Origin of the sequence: Azorhizobium sp. AG788, assembly GCF_943371865.1 — a bacterium.
In the GTDB taxonomy this organism is placed as follows: Bacteria; Pseudomonadota; Alphaproteobacteria; order Rhizobiales; family Xanthobacteraceae; genus Azorhizobium.
The window spans coordinates 57,311-76,267 of the sequence record NZ_CALRWL010000020.1; the positions used below are offsets into that span (position 1 = coordinate 57,311).

The window sequence follows — 18,957 nt, forward strand, 5'->3', positions numbered from 1 at the left end:
GGAGCGCGGCGATGACTCAGTCCACTCTCAGACTCGTCGAAGGGTCCTCTATGGATAAGACCAAGGCGCTGGACGCCGCGCTCTCTCAGATCGAGCGGCATTTCGGCAAAGGCTCGATCATGCGGCTCGGCAAGAGCGGCAAGGTGATGGAGATCGAGAGCATTCCCTCCGGTTCGCTGGGGTTGGATATCGCGCTCGGCATCGGCGGATTGCCCAGGGGGCGCGTGGTCGAAATCTACGGCCCCGAATCGTCCGGCAAGACCACATTGGCCCTGCACACCATCGCGGAAGCCCAGAAGAAGGGCGGCACCTGCGCCTTTATCGACGCGGAGCACGCGCTGGATCCCATCTATGCCCGCAAGCTCGGGGTCAATCTGGATGACCTCTTGATCTCGCAGCCCGATGCCGGCGAGCAGGCGCTCGAGATTTGCGACACGCTGGTGCGGTCCGGGGCCATCGACGTTCTGGTGGTGGATTCGGTGGCGGCGCTGACGCCGCGGGCCGAACTGGACGGCGAGATGGGCGACAGCCAGCCGGGCATGCAGGCGCGCCTGATGAGCCAGGCCCTGCGCAAGCTCACGGCGTCGATCTCCAAATCCAATACGATGGTCATCTTCATCAACCAGATCCGCATGAAGATCGGTGTGATGTACGGCTCGCCCGAGACCACCACCGGCGGCAATGCGCTCAAATTCTATGCCTCCATCCGGCTCGATATCCGCCGGATCGGCATGATCAAGGAGCGGGACGAGGTGGTGGGCAACCAGACCCGGGTGAAGGTGGTCAAGAACAAGCTTGCGCCGCCGTTCAAGCAGGTCGAATTCGATATCATGTATGGCGAGGGCGTCTCCAAGACCGGCGAATTGCTGGATCTGGGCGTGCGGGCCGGCGTGGTGGAGAAGTCCGGCGCCTGGTTCTCCTATGATAGCCAGCGGCTGGGGCAGGGACGGGAGAATTCCAAGACCTTCCTCAAGCAGAATCCCGAGATCGCCGGCCGCATCGAGGCGGCGATCCGCCAGAATGCCGGCTTGATCGCCGAGCAGATCCTGACCGGTGGTCCGGAAGAAGACGCATCCGACGACGCCGCCGAGGCGTGAGGTTTCTCTCCGGTGATGGGCGCGCGATGGGTGCGTGCCTGTCACCGGGCGTGGTGTCTGCGTCGCGTGATATGCAATCAGGTGCGGAGCCGGGCCGGTCCTGCGCGGACGGGGCGTGCGGGCGTCGTAGGGCGCGCGCGCAAACCCGTCGCAGGCCCGCTCTGGAACCGGTGCCCGCGAGGGCACTAGGTTCGGTGCGCGCGGGTGGTTTCGCTGTTCGGGGCTTGCTGGACAAGCGCCGGAGGCACAGCTAAACGGACCTGTCCTCTTTCGGGTGTTCGCGCGCGCGCAATGCCTCATCGAGGAAGGCGGCGGCGGGTTCTCCCGCCGGCCGCGTGGCTTTCGTCATTCGGGTTTGGTGGCCGGTACATGAGCGGCGTGAACGAGATTCGGTCGAGCTTCATCGACTACTTCGTCAAGAACGGTCACGAGGCGGTGGCCTCATCGCCGCTGGTACCGCGCAACGACCCGACCTTGATGTTTACCAATGCCGGGATGGTGCAGTTCAAGAACGTCTTCACCGGCGTCGAGAAGCGCCCCTATGCGCGCGCGGTGACCGCCCAGAAGTGCGTGCGCGCCGGCGGCAAGCACAATGATCTGGACAATGTGGGCTATACCGCCCGCCACCACACCTTCTTTGAAATGCTGGGCAATTTCTCGTTCGGCGACTATTTCAAGGCGCAGGCGATCGAGCTGGCCTGGGGCCTGATCACCCGCGAGTTCGAGCTTCCCGCCGACAAGCTCCTGGTCACCGTCTATCATGACGACGAGGAAGCCTTCGGCCTGTGGCGCAAGATCGCCGGCCTGCCCGAAAGCCGGATCATCCGCATCGCCACCTCGGATAATTTCTGGGCCATGGGCGATACCGGCCCGTGCGGTCCGTGCTCGGAGATCTTCTTCGACCATGGCGACCACATCCCCGGCGGCCCGCCCGGCTCGCCGGATGAAGACGGCGACCGCTTCATCGAGATCTGGAATCTCGTGTTCATGCAGTATGAGCAGCTTCCGGGCGAGCGCCTGAATCTGCCGCGGCCGTCCATCGATACCGGCATGGGCCTGGAGCGCATCTCGGCGCTGCTGCAAGGCACCCACGACAATTATGAAACCGACCTCATGCGGGCGATCATCGCCGAGGTGGCGGAATTCACCAATGTTCCAGCGGATGGGCCGCAGAAGGCCAGCCATCGGGTCATCGCCGACCATTTGCGGGCCGCGGTGTTCCTGACCGCCGACGGTGTGCTGCCCTCCAATGAGGGCCGCGGCTATGTGCTGCGCCGGATCATGCGCCGGGCCATGCGGCACGCGCAATTGCTCGGCGCGCGAGATCCGTTGATGCATCGCCTGGTGCCGATCCTGGTGCGTGAGATGGGCCGGGCCTATCCGGAGATCGTGCGGGCCGAAACCCTGGCGGCGGAAACCCTGCTGCTGGAGGAAACCCGCTTCCGCCGCACCCTGGAGCGTGGGCTGTCGATCCTGGAAGACGAGAGCGCCGGCCTGGTGGCGGGCGCCAGCTTCCCGGGCGATGTGGCCTTCAAGCTGTACGACACCTACGGCTTCCCGCTGGATCTGACCGAGGATGCCCTGCGCAGCCGCGGCATCCAGGTGGATACGGCGGTATTCAACGCCGCCATGGCCAAGCAGAAGGCCGAGGCCCGGGCTAATTGGTCCGGTTCCGGCGAGGCGGCCACCGATACCATCTGGTTCGGCATTCGCGACCGCGAGGGCGCCACCGAATTCCTGGGCTATGATACCGAAAGCGCCGAGGGCGTGGTGCGCGCGATCATTCGCGAGGGCGCCGAGGTCTCGGCCCTGGCCACCGGTGCCCGCGGGCTTGTGGTGCTCAATCAGACCCCGTTCTATGGCGAATCCGGCGGGCAAGTGGGCGACACCGGCCTGCTGACTGGCGATGGCGTTCGGGCTCAGGTGCACAACACCCAGAAGAAGCTCGGCGACGTGTTCGTGCACGATGTGGAAGTGCTCGAAGGCACCTTGAGCGTGGGCACGCCGGTGGCGCTGGACGTGGATCACGCGCGACGCTCCGCCGTGCGCGCCAACCATTCCGCCACCCATCTGCTGCACGAGGCGTTGCGCCGGGTGCTGGGCGAGCATGTGGCCCAGAAGGGCTCGCTGGTGGCCGCCGACCGCTTGCGGTTCGACTTCAGCCATCCCAAGCCTCTCTCCGCGGCCGAGCTGGCGCAGGTGGAGGACATCGCCAACACCTATATCCTGCGCAATGAGCCGGTCGAGACCCGCTTGATGGGGGTCGATGATGCCGTCGCCTCCGGGGCGCGGGCGTTGTTCGGCGAGAAATATGGCGAGGAAGTCCGTGTGGTGTCCATGGGCACCGATCCCGGCAACCATGGGCCGTATTCGGTGGAATTGTGCGGTGGCACCCATGTGGCGCGCACCGGCGACATCGGCCTGGTGTCCGTGCTCGGCGACAGCGGCGTGGCGGCAGGCGTGCGACGGCTGGAGGCGCTGACGGCCACCGCGGCGCGCCGGCATCTCAATGCAGCAGCGTCCGCGCTGCATGGGGCGGCGGCTGCCTTGAAGGTCTCGGTTCCCGACGTGGAGGCCCGTGTCACCGCCTTGGTGGACGAACGCCGCAAGCTGGAGCGCGACCTCACCGACGCGCGCAAGAAGCTCGCCATGGGCGGGGGAAATGCGGCGGAGGAATCCGGCAAGCTGGTCGGCGACGTCACGCTGCTCGCGCGCCATGTGACCGGGATCGAGCTCAAGGATCTCAAGAGCCTGGTGGACGAAGGCAAGAAGCGGCTGGGCTCCGGCATCGTGGCCATCGTCGGGGTGACACCGGACGGCCGGGCCGGGATCGTCGTCGGGGTGACCGAGGACCTCACCTCCCGCTTTGACGCCGTCAATCTGGTGCGGCTGGGCTCCGAGGCCTTGGGCGGCAAGGGGGGCGGCGGACGCCCGGATATGGCGCAGGCCGGCGGTCCGGACGGCACCAAGGCCGATGCGGCTCTCGCGGCCATCGAGGCGGCGCTGACAGCCTGATCGGCGATCTGCTCGCTCCAGGGGCGCGCGGTCGGGGCGCCCCGCGCGCCGTCGCAGGAACTGCGATGGCATGCCGTCCGTGTGGGAGCGGGCATTTTCGCCCCCAGGCTTGGTCGAGATGTCGGTGCGTGGTTCCTGGGGCGCGGGGCGCGCTTGCTGCCGGCGCATTCTCATCTGCGAACGACGGGCTGTGGGTCGGGAACAGCTTGGCTGGCACCCATGTGTGCGGATTGCCTGTAAGGCCACGCTCAGGTCCGGAACAGGACCGAAGGTCGGGAGACACGCCGCGCCGCGGCCGGCGCGGACGCCTTGCTCGGCTTCGGCTCGCGCCACCGGCCTGCATCAGGCGCTCTGAGCGGGGGGCCGCGGGGGGGCCCGGCCGATGCCCGGCGCGATCAGCTGACTGAACGGCCCGTGCGTGCGGCGCCGGAGCTTTCAGGGTCGGGCTCCTCCCTTGCCGGCCGTGCCATCCCCGCTTGGATTGCGCGTGGCATGGCGACCAGCCGACACCCGGTCGCTGACGCCCGCTCAGATCCGCCCGCGCCTGTGGCGACGGGGGCGGTGCACGAGGCGGTGGCCCTGGCGTATCGGCAGGCGAATCGCCTTATGGCTCGTGTCCGCCTGCGCTCACAGCAAAGTTTCCGATTCTCGCTCGGATTGCGCTCACGCAGTGCGGCGCAGCTCACCCATGGCTAGAATGGCCTGAAAGCGGGAGCTGCCCGTGGCGAGAGAGACCGGCATGTCTGCGGAGGACGTTACTGCAACGGGGCGCGCACCTCGGATCCGCAAGCGGATCTATGAGGTGCTGGAGCGCGATGCCGTCCGGGATGCCACCGCCCATGCGGTCCATGTGGCGCTTGTGCTGCTGATCCTGACCAATGCCGCCGCGGCTGTGCTCGAGACCGTGCCCGAACTGGACGCGCGCTATCGCGCCGAGCTGCATCTGTTCGAGATCGCCTCGTTCGTCATTTTCGCCGTGGAATACGCGCTGCGTCTTTGGGCGGCGCCGGAGCATCCGCGCTATCGGGGCATTTCGAATACGCAGGCCCGCATGCGCTATGCCATCACCCCGTCCGCCATCATCGATCTGCTTTCCGTGGCGCCATTTGGCCTGGTTCTCATGTTCGACGCCGACCTGCGCACGGTGGCGCTGTTCCGGTTGATCCGCTTCATGAAGCTGGCGCGTTATTCTCCGGGCCTTGCCTCGCTGGTGGAGGCGGTGCGCACCGAGCGCCACGCTTTGGTCGCGTGCCTGGGAATCATTTCCGCCGTGGTGCTGCTGGCCGCTTCCGCCATGTATGTGGCCGAGCGGGAGGCGCAGCCGGACATCTTCGGTTCCATTCCGCTGGCGGCCTGGTGGGCCGTGGTGACGGTGACCACCGTGGGTTATGGCGATGCGGTGCCCATCACCCTTGCAGGGCGTTTGGTGGCCGCCGTGGCCATGGTCTCGGGGCTGATCCTGCTGGCGCTGCCGGTCGGCATCATCGCCTCATCCTTTGCCGCCGTGATCCGCAGGCGTGACTTCGTGGTCAGCTGGGGGATGGTGGCGCGGGTGCCGCTGTTTGCGGAAATGGATGCGGCAGGCATTGGCGACATCCTGCAATTGCTCTCGTCCCATACCGCTCAGCCCGGCGAGGTGCTGGCCCGGCGCGGCGATCCGGCACGCTCCATGTATTTCATCTTGTCCGGCGAGGTGCAGGTGGAATTGGAAACCGGGCCCGTGCGCCTCGGGGAAGGGCATTTCTTCGGGGAGATGGCGCTGCTGTCGAAGACCGTGCGCAGCGGGACCATCCGGGCGCTGTCGCGCACGCAATTGCTGATGCTGGACGGGCGCGATCTGGATGATCTGATGGTGCGGCGGCCGGAGATCCAGCGGCGAATCCGCGATCTGCAACTGGCCGGGCGCAGTCCCCACGCCTTGCGCCCCACCGGGGACGTCACCTCTGAGGAAATGTCCGGCGGCGAGGATCGCCCGCACGCCTGAGGGCGCGGCGCGCTGACCTCGGACGCATCCGCGGAGAGCCCGCGGGCGCCCGAAGGCGCCCGCGTAACGCCTCAGGCCAGGGCCTTGGACAGGTTCTCGGACACCTTGTCCAGGAAGCCGGTGGTGGAGAGCCACTTCTGATCGGCACCCACCAGCAGCGCCAGATCCTTGGTCATGTCGCCGGCTTCGACGGTGTCGATGCAGACCTTTTCCAGCGTATCGGCGAAGCGCTTCAGCTCGGCATTGTCGTCGAGCTTGGCGCGGTGCGCGAGGCCGCGGGTCCAGGCGAAGATGGAGGCGATGGAGTTGGTGGAGGTCTCCTTGCCCTTCTGGTGCTCGCGATAGTGGCGGGTCACGGTGCCGTGGGCGGCTTCCGCTTCCACCGTCAGGCCATCGGGGGTCATCAGCACCGAGGTCATCAGGCCGAGCGAGCCGAAGCCCTGGGCCACGATGTCCGACTGCACGTCGCCGTCATAGTTCTTGCAGGCCCACACATAGCCGCCGGACCACTTGAGCGCCGAGGCGACCATGTCGTCGATCAGGCGGTGCTCGTAGGTGATCTTGCGCTTGGCGAACTCGTCCTTGAACTCGGCGTCGAAGATCTCCTGGAAGATGTCCTTGAAGCGCCCATCATAGGCTTTCAGGATGGTGTTCTTCGTGGAGAGATAGACCGGATAGTTCCGGTTGAGGCCGTAGTTGAAGGAGGCGCGGGCGAAGTCCTTGATGGACTCGTCCAGATTGTACATGGACAGGGCCACGCCGGCGCCGGGGTACTTATAGACTTCCCGCTCGATCTTGGTGCCGTCCTCGCCCACGAAGGTCAGCGTCAGGGTGCCCTTGCCGGGCACCTTGAAATCGGTGGCGCGGTACTGGTCGCCGAAGGCATGGCGGCCGACGATGATCGGCTGGGTCCAGCCGGGCACCAGGCGGGGCACGTTCTTGCAGATGATCGGCTCGCGGAAGATCACGCCGCCGAGGATGTTGCGGATGGTGCCGTTGGGCGACTTCCACATCTGCTTGAGGCCGAATTCCTCCACCCGGCCTTCGTCCGGGGTGATGGTGGCGCACTTGATGCCCACGCCGTACTTCTTGATGGCTTCCGCGGAGTCGATCGTCACCTGGTCATTGGTGGCGTCGCGGTTTTCCACCGACAGGTCGTAGTACTTGAGATCCAGATCCAGATAGGGGTGGATCAGCTTGTCCTTGATATACTGCCAGATGATCCGCGTCATCTCGTCGCCGTCGAGCTCGACGACGGGATTTGCCACCTTGATCTTCGCCATTTGGACGACCTTTTCGGGGCGCTCTGAGAGCGGTTAGGGCTATGCGAGCAGTCGGAATGGCACGCGCCCCGTTGAGCGCCGCCGACTCCTCTCCCGGCGCCGCCGCTATAGCATTGGTGGGGGAGCCGAGAAAGCGCGCGGAGCCCTCGACTTTCTGCGCAGGGCCATGCAACTGCAAGGCTGCGCGTGGAAAATGCCGACCAAATGCCCAGGGCAGGGGTGGGCGGCGTGAAAATCACATGACAGACCCGGCGCCGCAGCGGCGCGGGCGGCGGTTGAGAGGAACAGGATGCCGGGTTCGGGAACTGACAGCAGCAAGGCATGGACCGAAGGCGGGCCGATGGTGGTGCTGGTGGAGCCCCAGTTGGGGGAGAACATCGGCTCAGCGGCACGGGCCATGGGCAACTTCGGTCTGTCGCGCCTGCGCATCGTCAACCCGCGGGAGGGCTGGCCCAACGAGAAGGCCCGCATCTTCTGCGCCGGCGCCGACCGCATCCTGGAAGGCGCGCAGCTATTCCCCGACCTGCGCAGCGCCTTGCTGGATGTGACCTATGCGGTGGCCACCACCGCCCGGGAACGCGGCATGGCCAAGCCGGTGCTGGCGGCGGATGCCGTGGCGCGGGACACCGCCATGCGCCTGAGCGCCGGCGAGGATGTGGCGCTGGTATTCGGCCGCGAACGCACCGGGCTCTATACCGAGGAGGTGTCGCTGTGCGATGCCATCCTGACCTTGCCGGTCAATCCGGCCTTTGCCTCGCTCAATCTGGGCATGGCGGTGGCCGTTACCGCCTATGAGTGGTCGAAGGTCATGAGCGGCGGGGCGTTGCCGTTTGCCCCGCCGGATCGCTCACCGCCGGCGGAGCGGGCGGATCTGTTCGCCTTCTTCGACCATCTGGAGCGGGAATTGGTGGACGCCTCCTTCTTCCGCTCGCCGGAGAAGCAGCCCTCCACCACCCGCAATATCCGCAATATTTTCCACCGCTTTGCCCTGAGCAAACAGGATCTGGCCACCTTGCACGGCATGGTGACGGCGCTGGTGGAGGGGCGCGCGGGGCGCGAGAAGCGCAAAACGGACCGCAATGCCCGCGTGGCGGAGCGGCGCGCGCGGGCCATTGCGACGGCCGAGGGGCGGATGGCCCCGGCCGTGGAGACCGGGACACCGGACAATGACGAAGGCTGAGCCGGCGGCGTCGGAGCTCCCGCCCAGGACGAACAGCCCCCGATCCGCCATCGCGATGCGCCAACAAATGAGGGGCCATATGGGTTTGCGGACGGTTTGTTCCGCCGCCTCGGAAGCGCCATCCACAGGCTTATGACGGATCTGCGCTTTTTGGCGGTTCAGGGGTTTCCATCCGCGGGGTGTGTTGCTACATACACCTCACCAACCCAGCCGGTTCGCCGGCAAATGAGTTGGTCTTGGCGCGGGGTGGAGCAGCCCGGTAGCTCGTCAGGCTCATAACCTGAAGGTCACAGGTTCAAATCCTGTCCCCGCAACCAAAATTGTAAGTGAAATCAGAGAGTTGGGCGAAAGCCCAACTCTCTTTTTTCGTTTAAAGGGCCTAACACACCGCTAACACAGAAAATTGCCTGCGAATCGGGGTTGTGCTAGCTTCCGTGGTAACGGAATACGAGCATGGCAAGTCACGAGATCCTTGGCGATTTGGTACAGGTCTACAAGCGGGGAGGCCGGTTCTGGCATTGCTCCGCTTCGGTCAAGGGCCACCAGTATCGTACCTCCACCAAGGAGGAGGGGCTGGAGCAGGCAAAGCAGTTCGCCGAGGACTGGTACCTTGAGCTGCGCGGGAAAGCCCGCGCGGGCCTCCTGAAAAAGGAGAAGTCCCTCAAGGAGGCGGCCGATCAGTTCCTCAAGGAGTATGAGGTCATCACCGAGGGGCAGCGGAGCCCCCGCTGGATCGAAGGGCACGCCATCCGCGTGCGCCTCCACATCGTGCCGTTCTTTGGCGATCTGGGGGTCTCGGAGGTCACGCCAGGCAAGGTGCAGGAATATCGCATGCACCGGATCGCCACGTCGCGGACGGGCAAGGCTCCGGCGCGCAGCACCATTCACGACGAACTGGTGACCCTGCGGCAGATCCTCAAGACGGCCATCCGGCACGGCTGGCTGACCCATCTGCCGGATCTGTCGCCGCCTTACCGCACCCAGGGCAAGATCGTGCACCGCCCGTGGTTCAGCCCCGACGAATACAAGGAGCTGTACACAGCGACCCGCGAGTACGCCCAGAACGCGCCCAAGGCGTTCCGGTGGAATGCCGAGCAGGTTCACGATTACGTGTTGTTTCTGGCCAACACCGGCCTGCGGCCCGACGAAGCCCGAAATCTCCAGCACCGGGATGTGGCGGTGGTGCAGGATGAGCGCACCCGTGAGTGCATTCTGGAGATCGAGGTGCGCGGCAAGCGCGGGGTTGGCTTCTGCAAGAGCATGCCGGGCGCGGTGCAGCCCTATCTGCGGCTGATGTCACGGCCGAAACCGCTGTTGCGGGCAGATGGCGCGCGGATGGGGCGCAGCGTGGCTGCGGATGAGGCGGCGCGGCCGCTGCCTGAGCGCACCGATCCGGTGTTCCCCGGCAACCACATCAAGCTGTTTAACCGGCTGATGGAGCGGGTGAAGCTGAAGCTCGACCGCGACGGCAACAAGCGCACGGCCTACAGCTTGCGCCATACCTATATCTGCATGCGGTTGATGGAGGGGGCGGATATCTATGCCCTGGCCAAAAACTGCCGCACCAGCGTCGAGATGATCCAGAAATTCTATGCCGCCCATATCAAGGATCTGCTGGACGCCTCGGCCATCAACGTCCGGCGGCCGAAGTCGTCACGAAAGAGGCGGGAAGAGGCGCCGCAGGAGTCCGAGGACATGGAAGCTTAGATCTGCGGTTCTGGGGTGAGCGGCCGAAGGGCCGCCTCTTGAGAGCCGTTCAGCGGCTCGACGGCACCCCGCTTGCCGGGGTGCTCACGGGGTTCAGCCCCGTCCTTATCTTTGGTTGGATCTCTCGGATCTGAGCGCGCTTGTCCCGCAGGCCAGCCGTGCGTGCCGAAGGCGCAGATGTATCGCAAAGCGTTGCGGTTGTGTTATTCTTGCTGCATGGCCTCTGCCAAAACCACCTCCCGTAAAGCCGACCGTTCGCCGTCTGCGATCGGTCGCGCGCGCTTTGAGAAGATCAGCGCCGTGGAGGGGATTCGTACCAGCGCCGCAACCACGCGCATGTTCGCCGAGTTTGACCGCAAGGGGCTGACTGCCGAAGAGCGGCGCCGGGCGATCTTCGAGAAGCACGCCAAGAAGTCCTCATTCGCCGTAGGGCGTGAATGCCGAGTGGTGCGTGTCGGTGAGGTGAGTGAGGACGACTTGGCGTTGATCGCCCAGGCCGAAGTGCCTACTGAATTCGCCCATCTCGATGCGGAGCTGAAAGACCGGAAGCCGTGAGCTTTCCGGTTCCGCAGCCCGGCCTGATGGTCCGGTATTCCTATCTGTGGGCCAGGGAGGCCGATCAAGGTCAGGAAGAGGGGGTAAAGGATCGTCCCTGTGCGGTGATTCTGGTCACCCAGGATGATGCCGGGAAGCGCCGCGTCCTGGTTCTGCCTATCACCCATTCCGCGCCGACTGATCCCGCCACGGCTGTTGAGATCCCTGCGGCGACCAAGGCGCGCCTCGGTCTCGACTTCGAGCGATCCTGGATCGTGCTCACCGAGTTGAATGATTTCATGTGGCCGGAGCCGGACTTGCGTCCCCTGGTGAGTGGCGATGCCAGCACCGTGGCGTTCGGCATGCTCCCGCCGGGCTTCTTTCGAGTCGTCCGAGACCGGTTTGTGGCACTGGCTAGAGTCAGGCGGGTAGGGCAGGTTCAGCGAACGGAATAAGCGGCCGAAGGGCCGCCTCTTGAGAGCCGTTCAGCGGCTCGACAGCGCCACGCTTGCCGGGTGCTCACGGGGGCAGCCCCGTCCTTGCATTGGTGAGAGTGACCCAGAGCCAGGCTCATTGTTTGCCAAGCCTTCTGCAAAATGAGGCTGCCCGCTCGTGTTGAAAGCCCTTGTGCCGCAATCGGTTACTACATCGGCGGCGCTCCGAGAAATAGCCCGGTATTAGCTCTTTGAATGACGCGCGGCACGCAGAATCACAACTCCATTGAAGGCTATATATATTTGCACTCAAAATGGACTTGTAAAAACATACCGCCTGCCCCAAACTCTAATTTCTGCTGGAGGCGTACATGAATATTGGGCGAATTCCTTTCATTGTATGTGCCTTCACGATCATGCTTTTATCCATGGCTTCGAGGGCTGCCGCAGCTGATTGCAAAACGACCTGCTCCGGCGGCGTTTGTACAAGCGAATGCCCGTCGGAGATTCCGGCTATTCCACCGCAACCATCCCAAACACTACCCCCTCCTCCTCCTCCTCCGTCACCCGTTACGGTATTTTGCCAATCTTCGATCGGGGTGTGCTCATTTCAGACAGCATCACCCTTTCCACAAGGAGCCCCTTGTAACTGCAACGGTGCCCCTGGAATATCGTCATGGTAAAGTGGGTAGTCGCAATAATATTTGTCTTATCTTGTATTGTGTCCTTTACTGCTGGTCGAAATGTCGGCTGGCCGGAAGGTCACAATCAGACGTTCAACGTTGCTGACTGTGTTGATAGATACACATATGTCGATCCAAGCAGCGATGACAAGACGTATATCAATCGAAGCAGGTCGTCTGATTTATGCAATAGAATTGCGTATTCGCAATACAGTTTGAATGACTTTAACATTAGGAGAGTGAAATTTATCCAGCAGCAATATGACGAATACGTCATTCTGTGGCTTGTCGTTATTATAACTATTTCAGGCGTAATACTTGCTGGATTACAACTTTCGATTGGTTATCGATTGGCTGATAGTCAGAAAAGTGGAATGGATGGCCAGGGAGCGGAAATAACAGTTGAGAACAATAAGTTAGTTTTCAAGTCATCTGTGACCGGCTTGGCAATATTATTGATATCTTTTGCATTTTTTCTCGTCTTTGCGCTTGAAATATTTGTTATTCGCGAAGTGAAGCCTGAGGGCCTCTCTGGAGGCAATCAAGCTCAGGGAGGCGCCACCGTGCCCGGGGCGGCGACATTAAAGGGTGGGTACAACTAGATATGTAAGGTTAGCGGTGGGTTCGTATTGGCGTCGGTGGCTCGGTCGCATATGCTTGATGTGGATGTGAATTGGCTGCGCTATCTTGTATTCATGCGCGCCTGACCTCCACGCATAGAGCGACAATCATCGATAAGGCTATTACGGCATTCTATTCTGAAAAAGATCCATGACGCGGGAGGGTGGGATGAATCCGTTCATCGTGATCGCTGCGACGTTATTTCCTGACATTCTTAAAATAATCGCCGGCGACAAAACTGGTTCGGTCGCTGAAGCTGTTATTCAATCGGTTCAGAAAATTACAAATCAAAGTGACCCGAATGATGCAAAGCAGAAGGTTTCTGAAAATCCAGTTATGAGCGCCGAATTACAGCAGAGATTGGCTGAAATTGCTCTCGAAAGTCATAAGGCTGATCTTGACGCCGCGAGCTCTATCAGGGCGGAGGAAAATCAATACGCGTCGAGCATGTCGAAGCTAGATCTTGCGAATACAATGGATGCGCGAGAGGCTTTGCAAGAGCTTGTTGCATTAAAACAACCGATATCTGCTGTTCCCATGTATCTATCATATGGAATTTCATTTGGGTTTTTTGTATTGGTAATTATTTCGATGACCCCACTCCTTAAGGGGTTGGAGGCGAATGGGTTGCAGATCGTTAATATTTGTCTTGGGGCGGTTGCGACGGCCTTCGCAACGGTGGTCAATTTCTGGCTTGGTTCTTCACAAGGGTCCCGCAATAAAGATTGGGCGTCCGAATTGGATGCAAATGTCGCGCAGGCAAAATCGCTGACGCAGCCATCTCAAGCCGCGGTGGCGCAAGCACCTGCGCGGGATGTTGCGAAAGTTCGTTCTGTGAACCGAGCTGAGGCGACGCGTCCGCTCAGCGCCGGATCGGCAGAGCGGGGAGGAGCGTCCACAGGCGGGACCGATCCATCTGCTGCCCCTAGCATTACATTGAAAGGAAAGATGTCGACTTTTGGTGGGCCAACAGATCCAGGTGTCGCGGCGAACGAAGGCCTGGCTCTGATTACGCCACGGGAAATCGATCGGTTTCCTGGGATTTTTCTGGATGAGCAGCCGCCCGGCACAACTGGTCTTGCACGGAGGCTGAATCCAGAGGCATTTTACATCGCCTGTCGATGGGATCGCACCAAGTTATCGCGTTCGTTCTTGCAGTCTGCAAAAATTAAAGTCGCCAATCCCGCAAGCGGGTTGGTGTTTTTTGCTCAGCCGGTTGACAGAGGTCCGGGAAGGCTCGAGCGGATTGCGGACCTGTCGCCAGGACTTGCTAAGGCATTGAGGCTTAGTACGGACGATATCTGCGAGGTGACGATTCCCCTGCCATCAGCAGAGGCGCAGATGGCGAGCGTATCCGGCATTGGAGTGAATCCAAAGGGAAATGACATTGCCGCCACGGGGTTGCGGTTGCTTTCGACAGGCCAAATTGAGCGCATTTTCGGAAAATTTGAGTATCAAGAAGCAGCTAAGGGGGAAATTAATATAATAGGTGATTGGGAGACAAAAAATATTATCGAAATTGTTGTTCCGCAGCTGTCGGGTTTGACAAAGACGGTTCGCTGTCATGAGAAAATTGTTGGACCACTGAAGGCTGCATTCGAAGAAGTTGAGACGGAGCGCCTCCTTGATCGAATTCTAATTTGGGATGGCGCTTTCTCTGCGCGGCACATCGGGTCCGCGATTACCGAGCCGCTTAGTCGTCATAGCTGGGGCATTGCTTTCGACATAAATACGGATTGGAATGGCTACGGCGATAAACCCGCGCCATTTGGAAGCAAGGGATCAGTTATCGAGCTGGTGCCGATTTTCGAGAAACATGGATTCTATTGGGGAGGACGGTTCTCCGGAAAGAGTGTTGACGGCATGCACTTTGAATACTGCATTGATGATGGGTAATGTTAGTGCGACGTCAAGAGTTGATGGGTCGATAAATATGAGTGCGTGAAAATATCCCAGTTATTAGTTCGGGTATGGGTCTAAAAATGCCTATGCTCATGCGGTATGTCCTGTCTGAGTAGGTCGGCTGGTGACCGCCATGCGCGCTCGGTAATGGCACTATTCATTCACGCCATGTGTCCCAGCTCCGCCGCCAGCGCCAAGTTCGCCGGTAGTCGATCCGCCTGGCCCTGCTGGCGCTGCTCGCGCAACCAGGCGTCGCTGGCCTGTGAGACCCCCGTGGAGGCGGAGAGCGTGGTGGTGTGGCCGAGCATGGTGGCCACATAGGTAGCGGTGTCGTTGTCGTTGATGCCGAAGAAGATCCGGCAGGAGGCGTTCGCCAGGAACGCCTCGGCGCCGTCGCCATAGACCATTTTGACCTGCGGCATATTCTGCCAGATGAGCACCGGCGTGCAATAGGCGCGCAGGAGGCCGGATTGCTTCTGGAGCGGATCGAGGGGACCGAGCACCGCCACCTCGTCGAGCAGCAGGAGCACCTTGGGGCCTCGGACCTGACGGTGCTTGGCACGGGTGAGGATGGCCAGCACGCAGCCGGTCATCACCTGCAGCCAGCGCTCGTAGACCGGCAACAGCTCCTCATCGATGCAGAGATATAGCGTGGTGACGTTTTCCACCAGTTCGGTCAACGAGAACGAGGAGGAGGCGGACAGACGTCCGGCGGGCGAGCCCGCTGACCAGGACACGGTGGCCTTCTGTACATTGGAGCGGATGCTCTCCAACTCGCCCGCCTTGCTGCTGGGCTGTTCGGGAATCTGGCTCAGGAAGCCCGAGGCGATCTCGCCCGCGAGCGTGGAGGAGCTGTAGGCGATTTCCTCCAGAGTGGCGCGGAAGGTCTCCGGGCCACCCACCGAAAGGGTGCGGACATGGGAAAGGGTGCGGGTCTCATCTGGTTCGCGCAGGGTGTGGAGAATCAGGGCGGTGAGCAAGGACACTGCCTTGTCGTCCCAGTGAGCCTCTCGTGCATCTGGCCTGACCATTGGTCGGGCAAGCGTTCTGGCGTCGTCAGATTCGAGGTCGGTTCCAACCCGGATGATATCCATCGGATTGAAGCGGTCGGAGGCGGGGAGGTCGGAGGGGTTGAGCATGCGCACCTCGCCCAGGGTGCTGAGGCGGCGGCGCGTGATGGCGTAGTTCTCGCCCTTCGGGTCCGTGACCAGGATCGAGCCGGGATAGTCCAGCAGGGTAGGGATAACGATTCCGAGGCCTTTTCCGGCTCCCGTGGCGGCGAATATCACTTCTCGGCGCAGATCGTGAAGCGATCTGAAGGACGCTCGATGGTGGCGATGGCCGCCTGCCGGGCCGGCGAACGTTTACATGATTCCCGACGGAAAGAGTGGTCGGACTTCAGCGGGCGGCGTGGGGTGGCTCACCGGGAGATCATGGCCCCAGAGGGTAGCGCGCCCTGGTTAAGCGACCGTCAAACCCTCTGGAATGCCGTCGAGCATGCCGAGAAGCGGGTGGATGCCCAGCTGGCGCGTGAGATCAACATGGCGTTGCCCCATGAGCTGACCGACGACCAAAGGTTGGACCTAGTGCGCGGGTTCGTGGCCGAGCAGTTCGTGGCGCGTGGCATGGTAGCCGATATCGCCATCACCGGCCGGTGCTGGAGAAGGGGGACAATCCCCGCAACCACCATGCGCATATTCTGCTGACCCTTCGCCAGGCGACACCGGACGGGCTCCGGCGGGTGAAGACCCGTGAGTGGAACGCCGACAGCATGATGGTCACATGGCGTGCGGCCTGGGCACACCAGAATGATGCCCTGCGGCGGAATGGCCACCGAGCGGTGGTGGAGCACCGCAGCCTAAAGGCGCAGCGGGCGGAGGCCGAGGTACGCGGTGATGCGCGGAGTGCGGTGCAGCTTGATCGGGCGCCGGAGATCCATGTCGGGCCATTGGCGCGCCAGGTGGCGGCCCACGGCCGGACCGCGCGCAGTCGGGTGAAGGAGGTGGGGCCGAAGCGGTGGCGGGAGGAGGGGAAGCCACCTGTTCGCCGGGTGCGGGATTATCCCTCCCACGACCGGGGCAGCCGGGTCGACTGGCTCATGCGGCTGCTGCTCGGCAACAACGAGCAGGCGCGTGCGCGGTTTGAGAAGATCGACCGGCAGGCGGCGCGGCTGCGGCGCAAGCTGGACTATTGGGATCGACAGGCGCGGTTTTATGCCGAAGGCGCGATCATGGGGCGGGCGTTCCGGCGCGAACGGGCGCTTGCAGCTGAAGGGGCGCGACGGGTGCGGGAGCGGGAGCGCTCGCGGCAGACGCATGCGGCCAAGCGCGCAGCTCAGGTGCGGGCGATGGTTAGGGAGCTGGAGCTTGTTCTGGCCGCCGTCCGTGGGGGGAGGGAGGCCGTGCTTGCGCGGCGGCGGCAATTGGAGGGCTGGGGACGCAGGCTAAACAGAGTTCTGGAGCGAGAGGTGGGTTCCAAGTCCTGATCGAGATAGGCCTGCGTGGTCTATGGCAGGATAGCCGGCCACGACCGAGACCGATAAATCTCTCGGCTTGGTCTGCGATCGCCCGGCGGGGCAGCGAGGTGGAATGGACATAGTCGACAAGGCGCGCCGGTCGGCGATGATGGCCGGCATCCGGGGAAAAGACACCCGGCCCGAACTTGCGGTCCGAAAGGCGGCGCACGCTTTAGGATACCGATTCCGGCTGCACCGCCGCGATCTTCCGGGCACGCCCGACTTGGTTTTCCCCCGGCTTCGCAAGATAATCCTGGTACATGGCTGCTACTGGCACCGCCATCCTGGCTGCAAATTCGCCTACAAGCCCAAAAGCAACCCGGACTTCTGGATGACGAAATTCGAGAAGAACCAGGCAAGGGACCAAAAGACACTTTTCGAGCTGGTTGAACGCGGTTGGGCGCCACTCGTGGTATGGGAATGCGAGACTAAAGATTCCAAAATACTGAGTGCGCGAATCGCCTCACATCTGGGGCACGGTGGGGACGATGAGCTATAGGCCTGACACCAAGGCGAAGAAGCTTGCTGCCATTAGAGCTGGTGCAGCTCCACGTGTCCTCGAGCTCTGTTCGGGCTGCGGCGGGATGTCCCTCGGCCTGTCGTCCGCCGGGTTCCAGCTCGTCGCGCATGTGGAAAACGAGCCGGGCGCTGCGGCCAGCTATGCCCTGAACTTTGCCGCACCTGAAGATGTGGATGCCACGGCATGGGCCATGGCTCGGGACATGGTGACTGACAGCGCCGATGACATCGTCCGTGAGCTTGGCTTGACGACCTCGACGGCAGAATCCTTCGACGTCCTGGCGGCGGGCCTTCCGTGTCAGGCATTCGCCCGGATTGGTCGCTCGAAGCTGGCCTCCGTCAAAGGCGAAGACGGCGCCTATCGCACAGACCCTCGCGCCAAGCTCTACAAGCGTTTTCTCGAGTATGTGGATGCGGTTCAGCCAGTGGCCGTGCTCATTGAAAACGTCCCAGATATCCTTAACTTCGGCGGGCATAATGTGCCGGAGGAAATCTGCGAGACGCTTGAGGGGCGGGGGTACGAGACGAGCTATACGCTTCTCAATGCGGCCTATTTCGGTGTTCCGCAGATGCGTGAGCGATTGTTCCTGCTCGCTGTCGACCGGTCCCTGGGCGTGCGACCTGATTTTCCGGTCCCCAGCCACTTGGCCGAGTTACCCTCAGGGTATGAGGCAGCCCGGACCGTTGCGCTCCGGCACGTGCCGTCGGATGGGCGATTCATCCGGCCGGCGGCACCGGCCGAAGGTTTGCCGGCCGCCGTCACTGTCAGAGCGGCTCTGTCCGACCTGCCCTATATTTCCGAGCACCTGCGGACGCCCGACGTCATGCGTCGGCGGAAGGTCAATGACAAGCTGCCATACCGAATCTTCACGGACCTCACTCCCTACCAGCGCCAGATGCGGGAATGGTCGGGGTTCAAAACCGGAGGCGAGGTCGCGGGCAACGTCGTTCGCCTGACGCCCCGGGATTTCCCCATCTTCAAGGCTATGCCGACAGGCGCCGACTATCCGATGGCGCGGAGGATCGCCGAGGAACTGTTCGAAGCCCGTCTCAGGGAGGAGCCTGTCAAACCGAGAAAGGGGTCAGCCCGTTGGGAAGAGCTTCGGGGCGCCTACGTGCCGCCGTATGACCCAGGCAAGTTCCCGAACAAGTGGTGGAAACTCGACCCGGCCCTGCCATCCCGCACGCTGACTGCCCACATGGGCAAGGACACCTATTCCCACATTCACTGGGACTCCCGTCAGCAGCGGACGGTGTCGGTCAGGGAAGCAGCCCGCCTCCAGTCATTTCCGGATGGGTTCAGGTTCTCCGGTGCCATGAACGCGACCTATCGGCAGATAGGCAACGCGGTGCCGCCGCTGCTGGCGAAGGCCGTCGCCTCGTCGCTGAAACTCGTCCTTGCACGGGAACCTGCGCGGTCCGAGGTCGAAGACGCCGCCTGACGAACTTCCTGACATCCGAGGGAATGATGCGGCAGGCGTGA

General features: G+C 62.5%; 15 protein-coding genes and 1 tRNA gene. 14 read left to right on the forward strand and 2 right to left on the reverse strand.

Annotated features, from left to right (window positions below; genetic code table 11):
* Positions 1–11: 11 nt before the first annotated feature.
* The 3 genes from recA to AAG816_RS13575 all read left to right on the forward strand — a co-directional run bounded on the left by recA (position 12) and on the right by AAG816_RS13575 (position 6,096).
* Positions 12–1,097, forward strand: coding sequence for a recombinase RecA (recA, locus tag AAG816_RS13565; protein ID WP_341990177.1), 1,086 nt, complete (start codon positions 12–14; stop codon positions 1,095–1,097).
* Positions 1,098–1,466: 369 nt separating this feature from the next.
* Complete coding sequence (gene alaS / locus AAG816_RS13570; RefSeq protein WP_341990178.1) at positions 1,467–4,112, forward strand: alanine--tRNA ligase; 2,646 nt, start codon at positions 1,467–1,469, stop codon at positions 4,110–4,112.
* Positions 4,113–4,851: 739 nt separating this feature from the next.
* On the forward strand, positions 4,852–6,096 hold the full coding sequence (locus AAG816_RS13575; protein ID WP_341990179.1) for a cyclic nucleotide-gated ion channel: 1,245 nt from the start codon (positions 4,852–4,854) through the stop codon (positions 6,094–6,096).
* 71 nt (positions 6,097–6,167) lie between these two features.
* Here the strand turns inward: AAG816_RS13575 and AAG816_RS13580 are convergent, their stop codons facing one another.
* Positions 6,168–7,379 carry an NADP-dependent isocitrate dehydrogenase gene (locus AAG816_RS13580; protein ID WP_341990180.1) on the reverse strand — a complete coding sequence of 404 codons (1,212 nt, stop codon included), beginning with the start codon at positions 7,377–7,379 and terminating at the stop codon, positions 6,168–6,170.
* A gap of 289 nt (positions 7,380–7,668) precedes the next feature.
* On the opposite strand from AAG816_RS13580, the gene AAG816_RS13585 reads away from it, so the two are divergent.
* From AAG816_RS13585 to AAG816_RS13615, 7 genes are all read left to right on the forward strand, one after another.
* Positions 7,669–8,559: an RNA methyltransferase gene (locus tag AAG816_RS13585; RefSeq protein WP_341990181.1), complete on the forward strand. Its 891-nt coding sequence runs from the start codon at positions 7,669–7,671 to the stop codon at positions 8,557–8,559.
* 240 nt (positions 8,560–8,799) lie between these two features.
* Positions 8,800–8,876, forward strand: a tRNA-Met gene (locus AAG816_RS13590).
* Between the two features lie 136 nt (positions 8,877–9,012).
* Positions 9,013–10,266 (forward strand): site-specific integrase, encoded by a 1,254-nt coding sequence (locus AAG816_RS13595; protein WP_341990182.1) that lies wholly within the window; start codon positions 9,013–9,015, stop codon positions 10,264–10,266.
* A 177-nt stretch (positions 10,267–10,443) separates the two neighbouring features.
* Positions 10,444–10,821, forward strand: coding sequence for a hypothetical protein (locus AAG816_RS13600; RefSeq protein WP_341990183.1), 378 nt, complete (start codon positions 10,444–10,446; stop codon positions 10,819–10,821).
* 26 nt (positions 10,822–10,847) lie between these two features.
* Positions 10,848–11,255, forward strand: coding sequence for a hypothetical protein (locus tag AAG816_RS13605; RefSeq protein WP_341990198.1), 408 nt, complete (start codon positions 10,848–10,850; stop codon positions 11,253–11,255).
* A 655-nt stretch (positions 11,256–11,910) separates the two neighbouring features.
* Positions 11,911–12,519 (forward strand): hypothetical protein, encoded by a 609-nt coding sequence (locus AAG816_RS13610; RefSeq protein WP_341990184.1) that lies wholly within the window; start codon positions 11,911–11,913, stop codon positions 12,517–12,519.
* 187 nt (positions 12,520–12,706) lie between these two features.
* Positions 12,707–14,434: a M15 family metallopeptidase gene (locus AAG816_RS13615; protein WP_341990185.1), complete on the forward strand. Its 1,728-nt coding sequence runs from the start codon at positions 12,707–12,709 to the stop codon at positions 14,432–14,434.
* Positions 14,435–14,601: 167 nt separating this feature from the next.
* Here the strand turns inward: AAG816_RS13615 and AAG816_RS13620 are convergent, their stop codons facing one another.
* Positions 14,602–15,729 (reverse strand): type IV secretory system conjugative DNA transfer family protein, encoded by a 1,128-nt coding sequence (locus AAG816_RS13620; protein WP_341990186.1) that lies wholly within the window; start codon positions 15,727–15,729, stop codon positions 14,602–14,604.
* Positions 15,730–15,768: 39 nt separating this feature from the next.
* Here AAG816_RS13620 and AAG816_RS13625 point away from each other — a divergent pair, with 39 nt between their 5' ends.
* From AAG816_RS13625 to AAG816_RS13640, 4 genes are all read left to right on the forward strand, one after another.
* The gene (locus tag AAG816_RS13625; protein WP_341990187.1) at positions 15,769–16,146 is read left to right on the forward strand and encodes a MobA/MobL family protein; all 378 of its coding nucleotides are present in this window, start codon (positions 15,769–15,771) and stop codon (positions 16,144–16,146) included.
* On the forward strand, positions 16,095–16,925 hold the full coding sequence (locus AAG816_RS13630; RefSeq protein WP_341990188.1) for a MobA/MobL family protein: 831 nt from the start codon (positions 16,095–16,097) through the stop codon (positions 16,923–16,925). Before AAG816_RS13625 ends, AAG816_RS13630 begins: the two co-directional genes overlap by 52 nt.
* 103 nt (positions 16,926–17,028) lie before the next feature.
* Positions 17,029–17,454 carry a DNA mismatch endonuclease Vsr gene (vsr, locus tag AAG816_RS13635; RefSeq protein ID WP_341990189.1) on the forward strand — a complete coding sequence of 142 codons (426 nt, stop codon included), beginning with the start codon at positions 17,029–17,031 and terminating at the stop codon, positions 17,452–17,454.
* On the forward strand, positions 17,444–18,916 hold the full coding sequence (locus tag AAG816_RS13640) for a DNA cytosine methyltransferase (protein ID WP_341990190.1): 1,473 nt from the start codon (positions 17,444–17,446) through the stop codon (positions 18,914–18,916). Before vsr ends, AAG816_RS13640 begins: the two co-directional genes overlap by 11 nt.
* Positions 18,917–18,957: the final 41 nt, after the last annotated feature.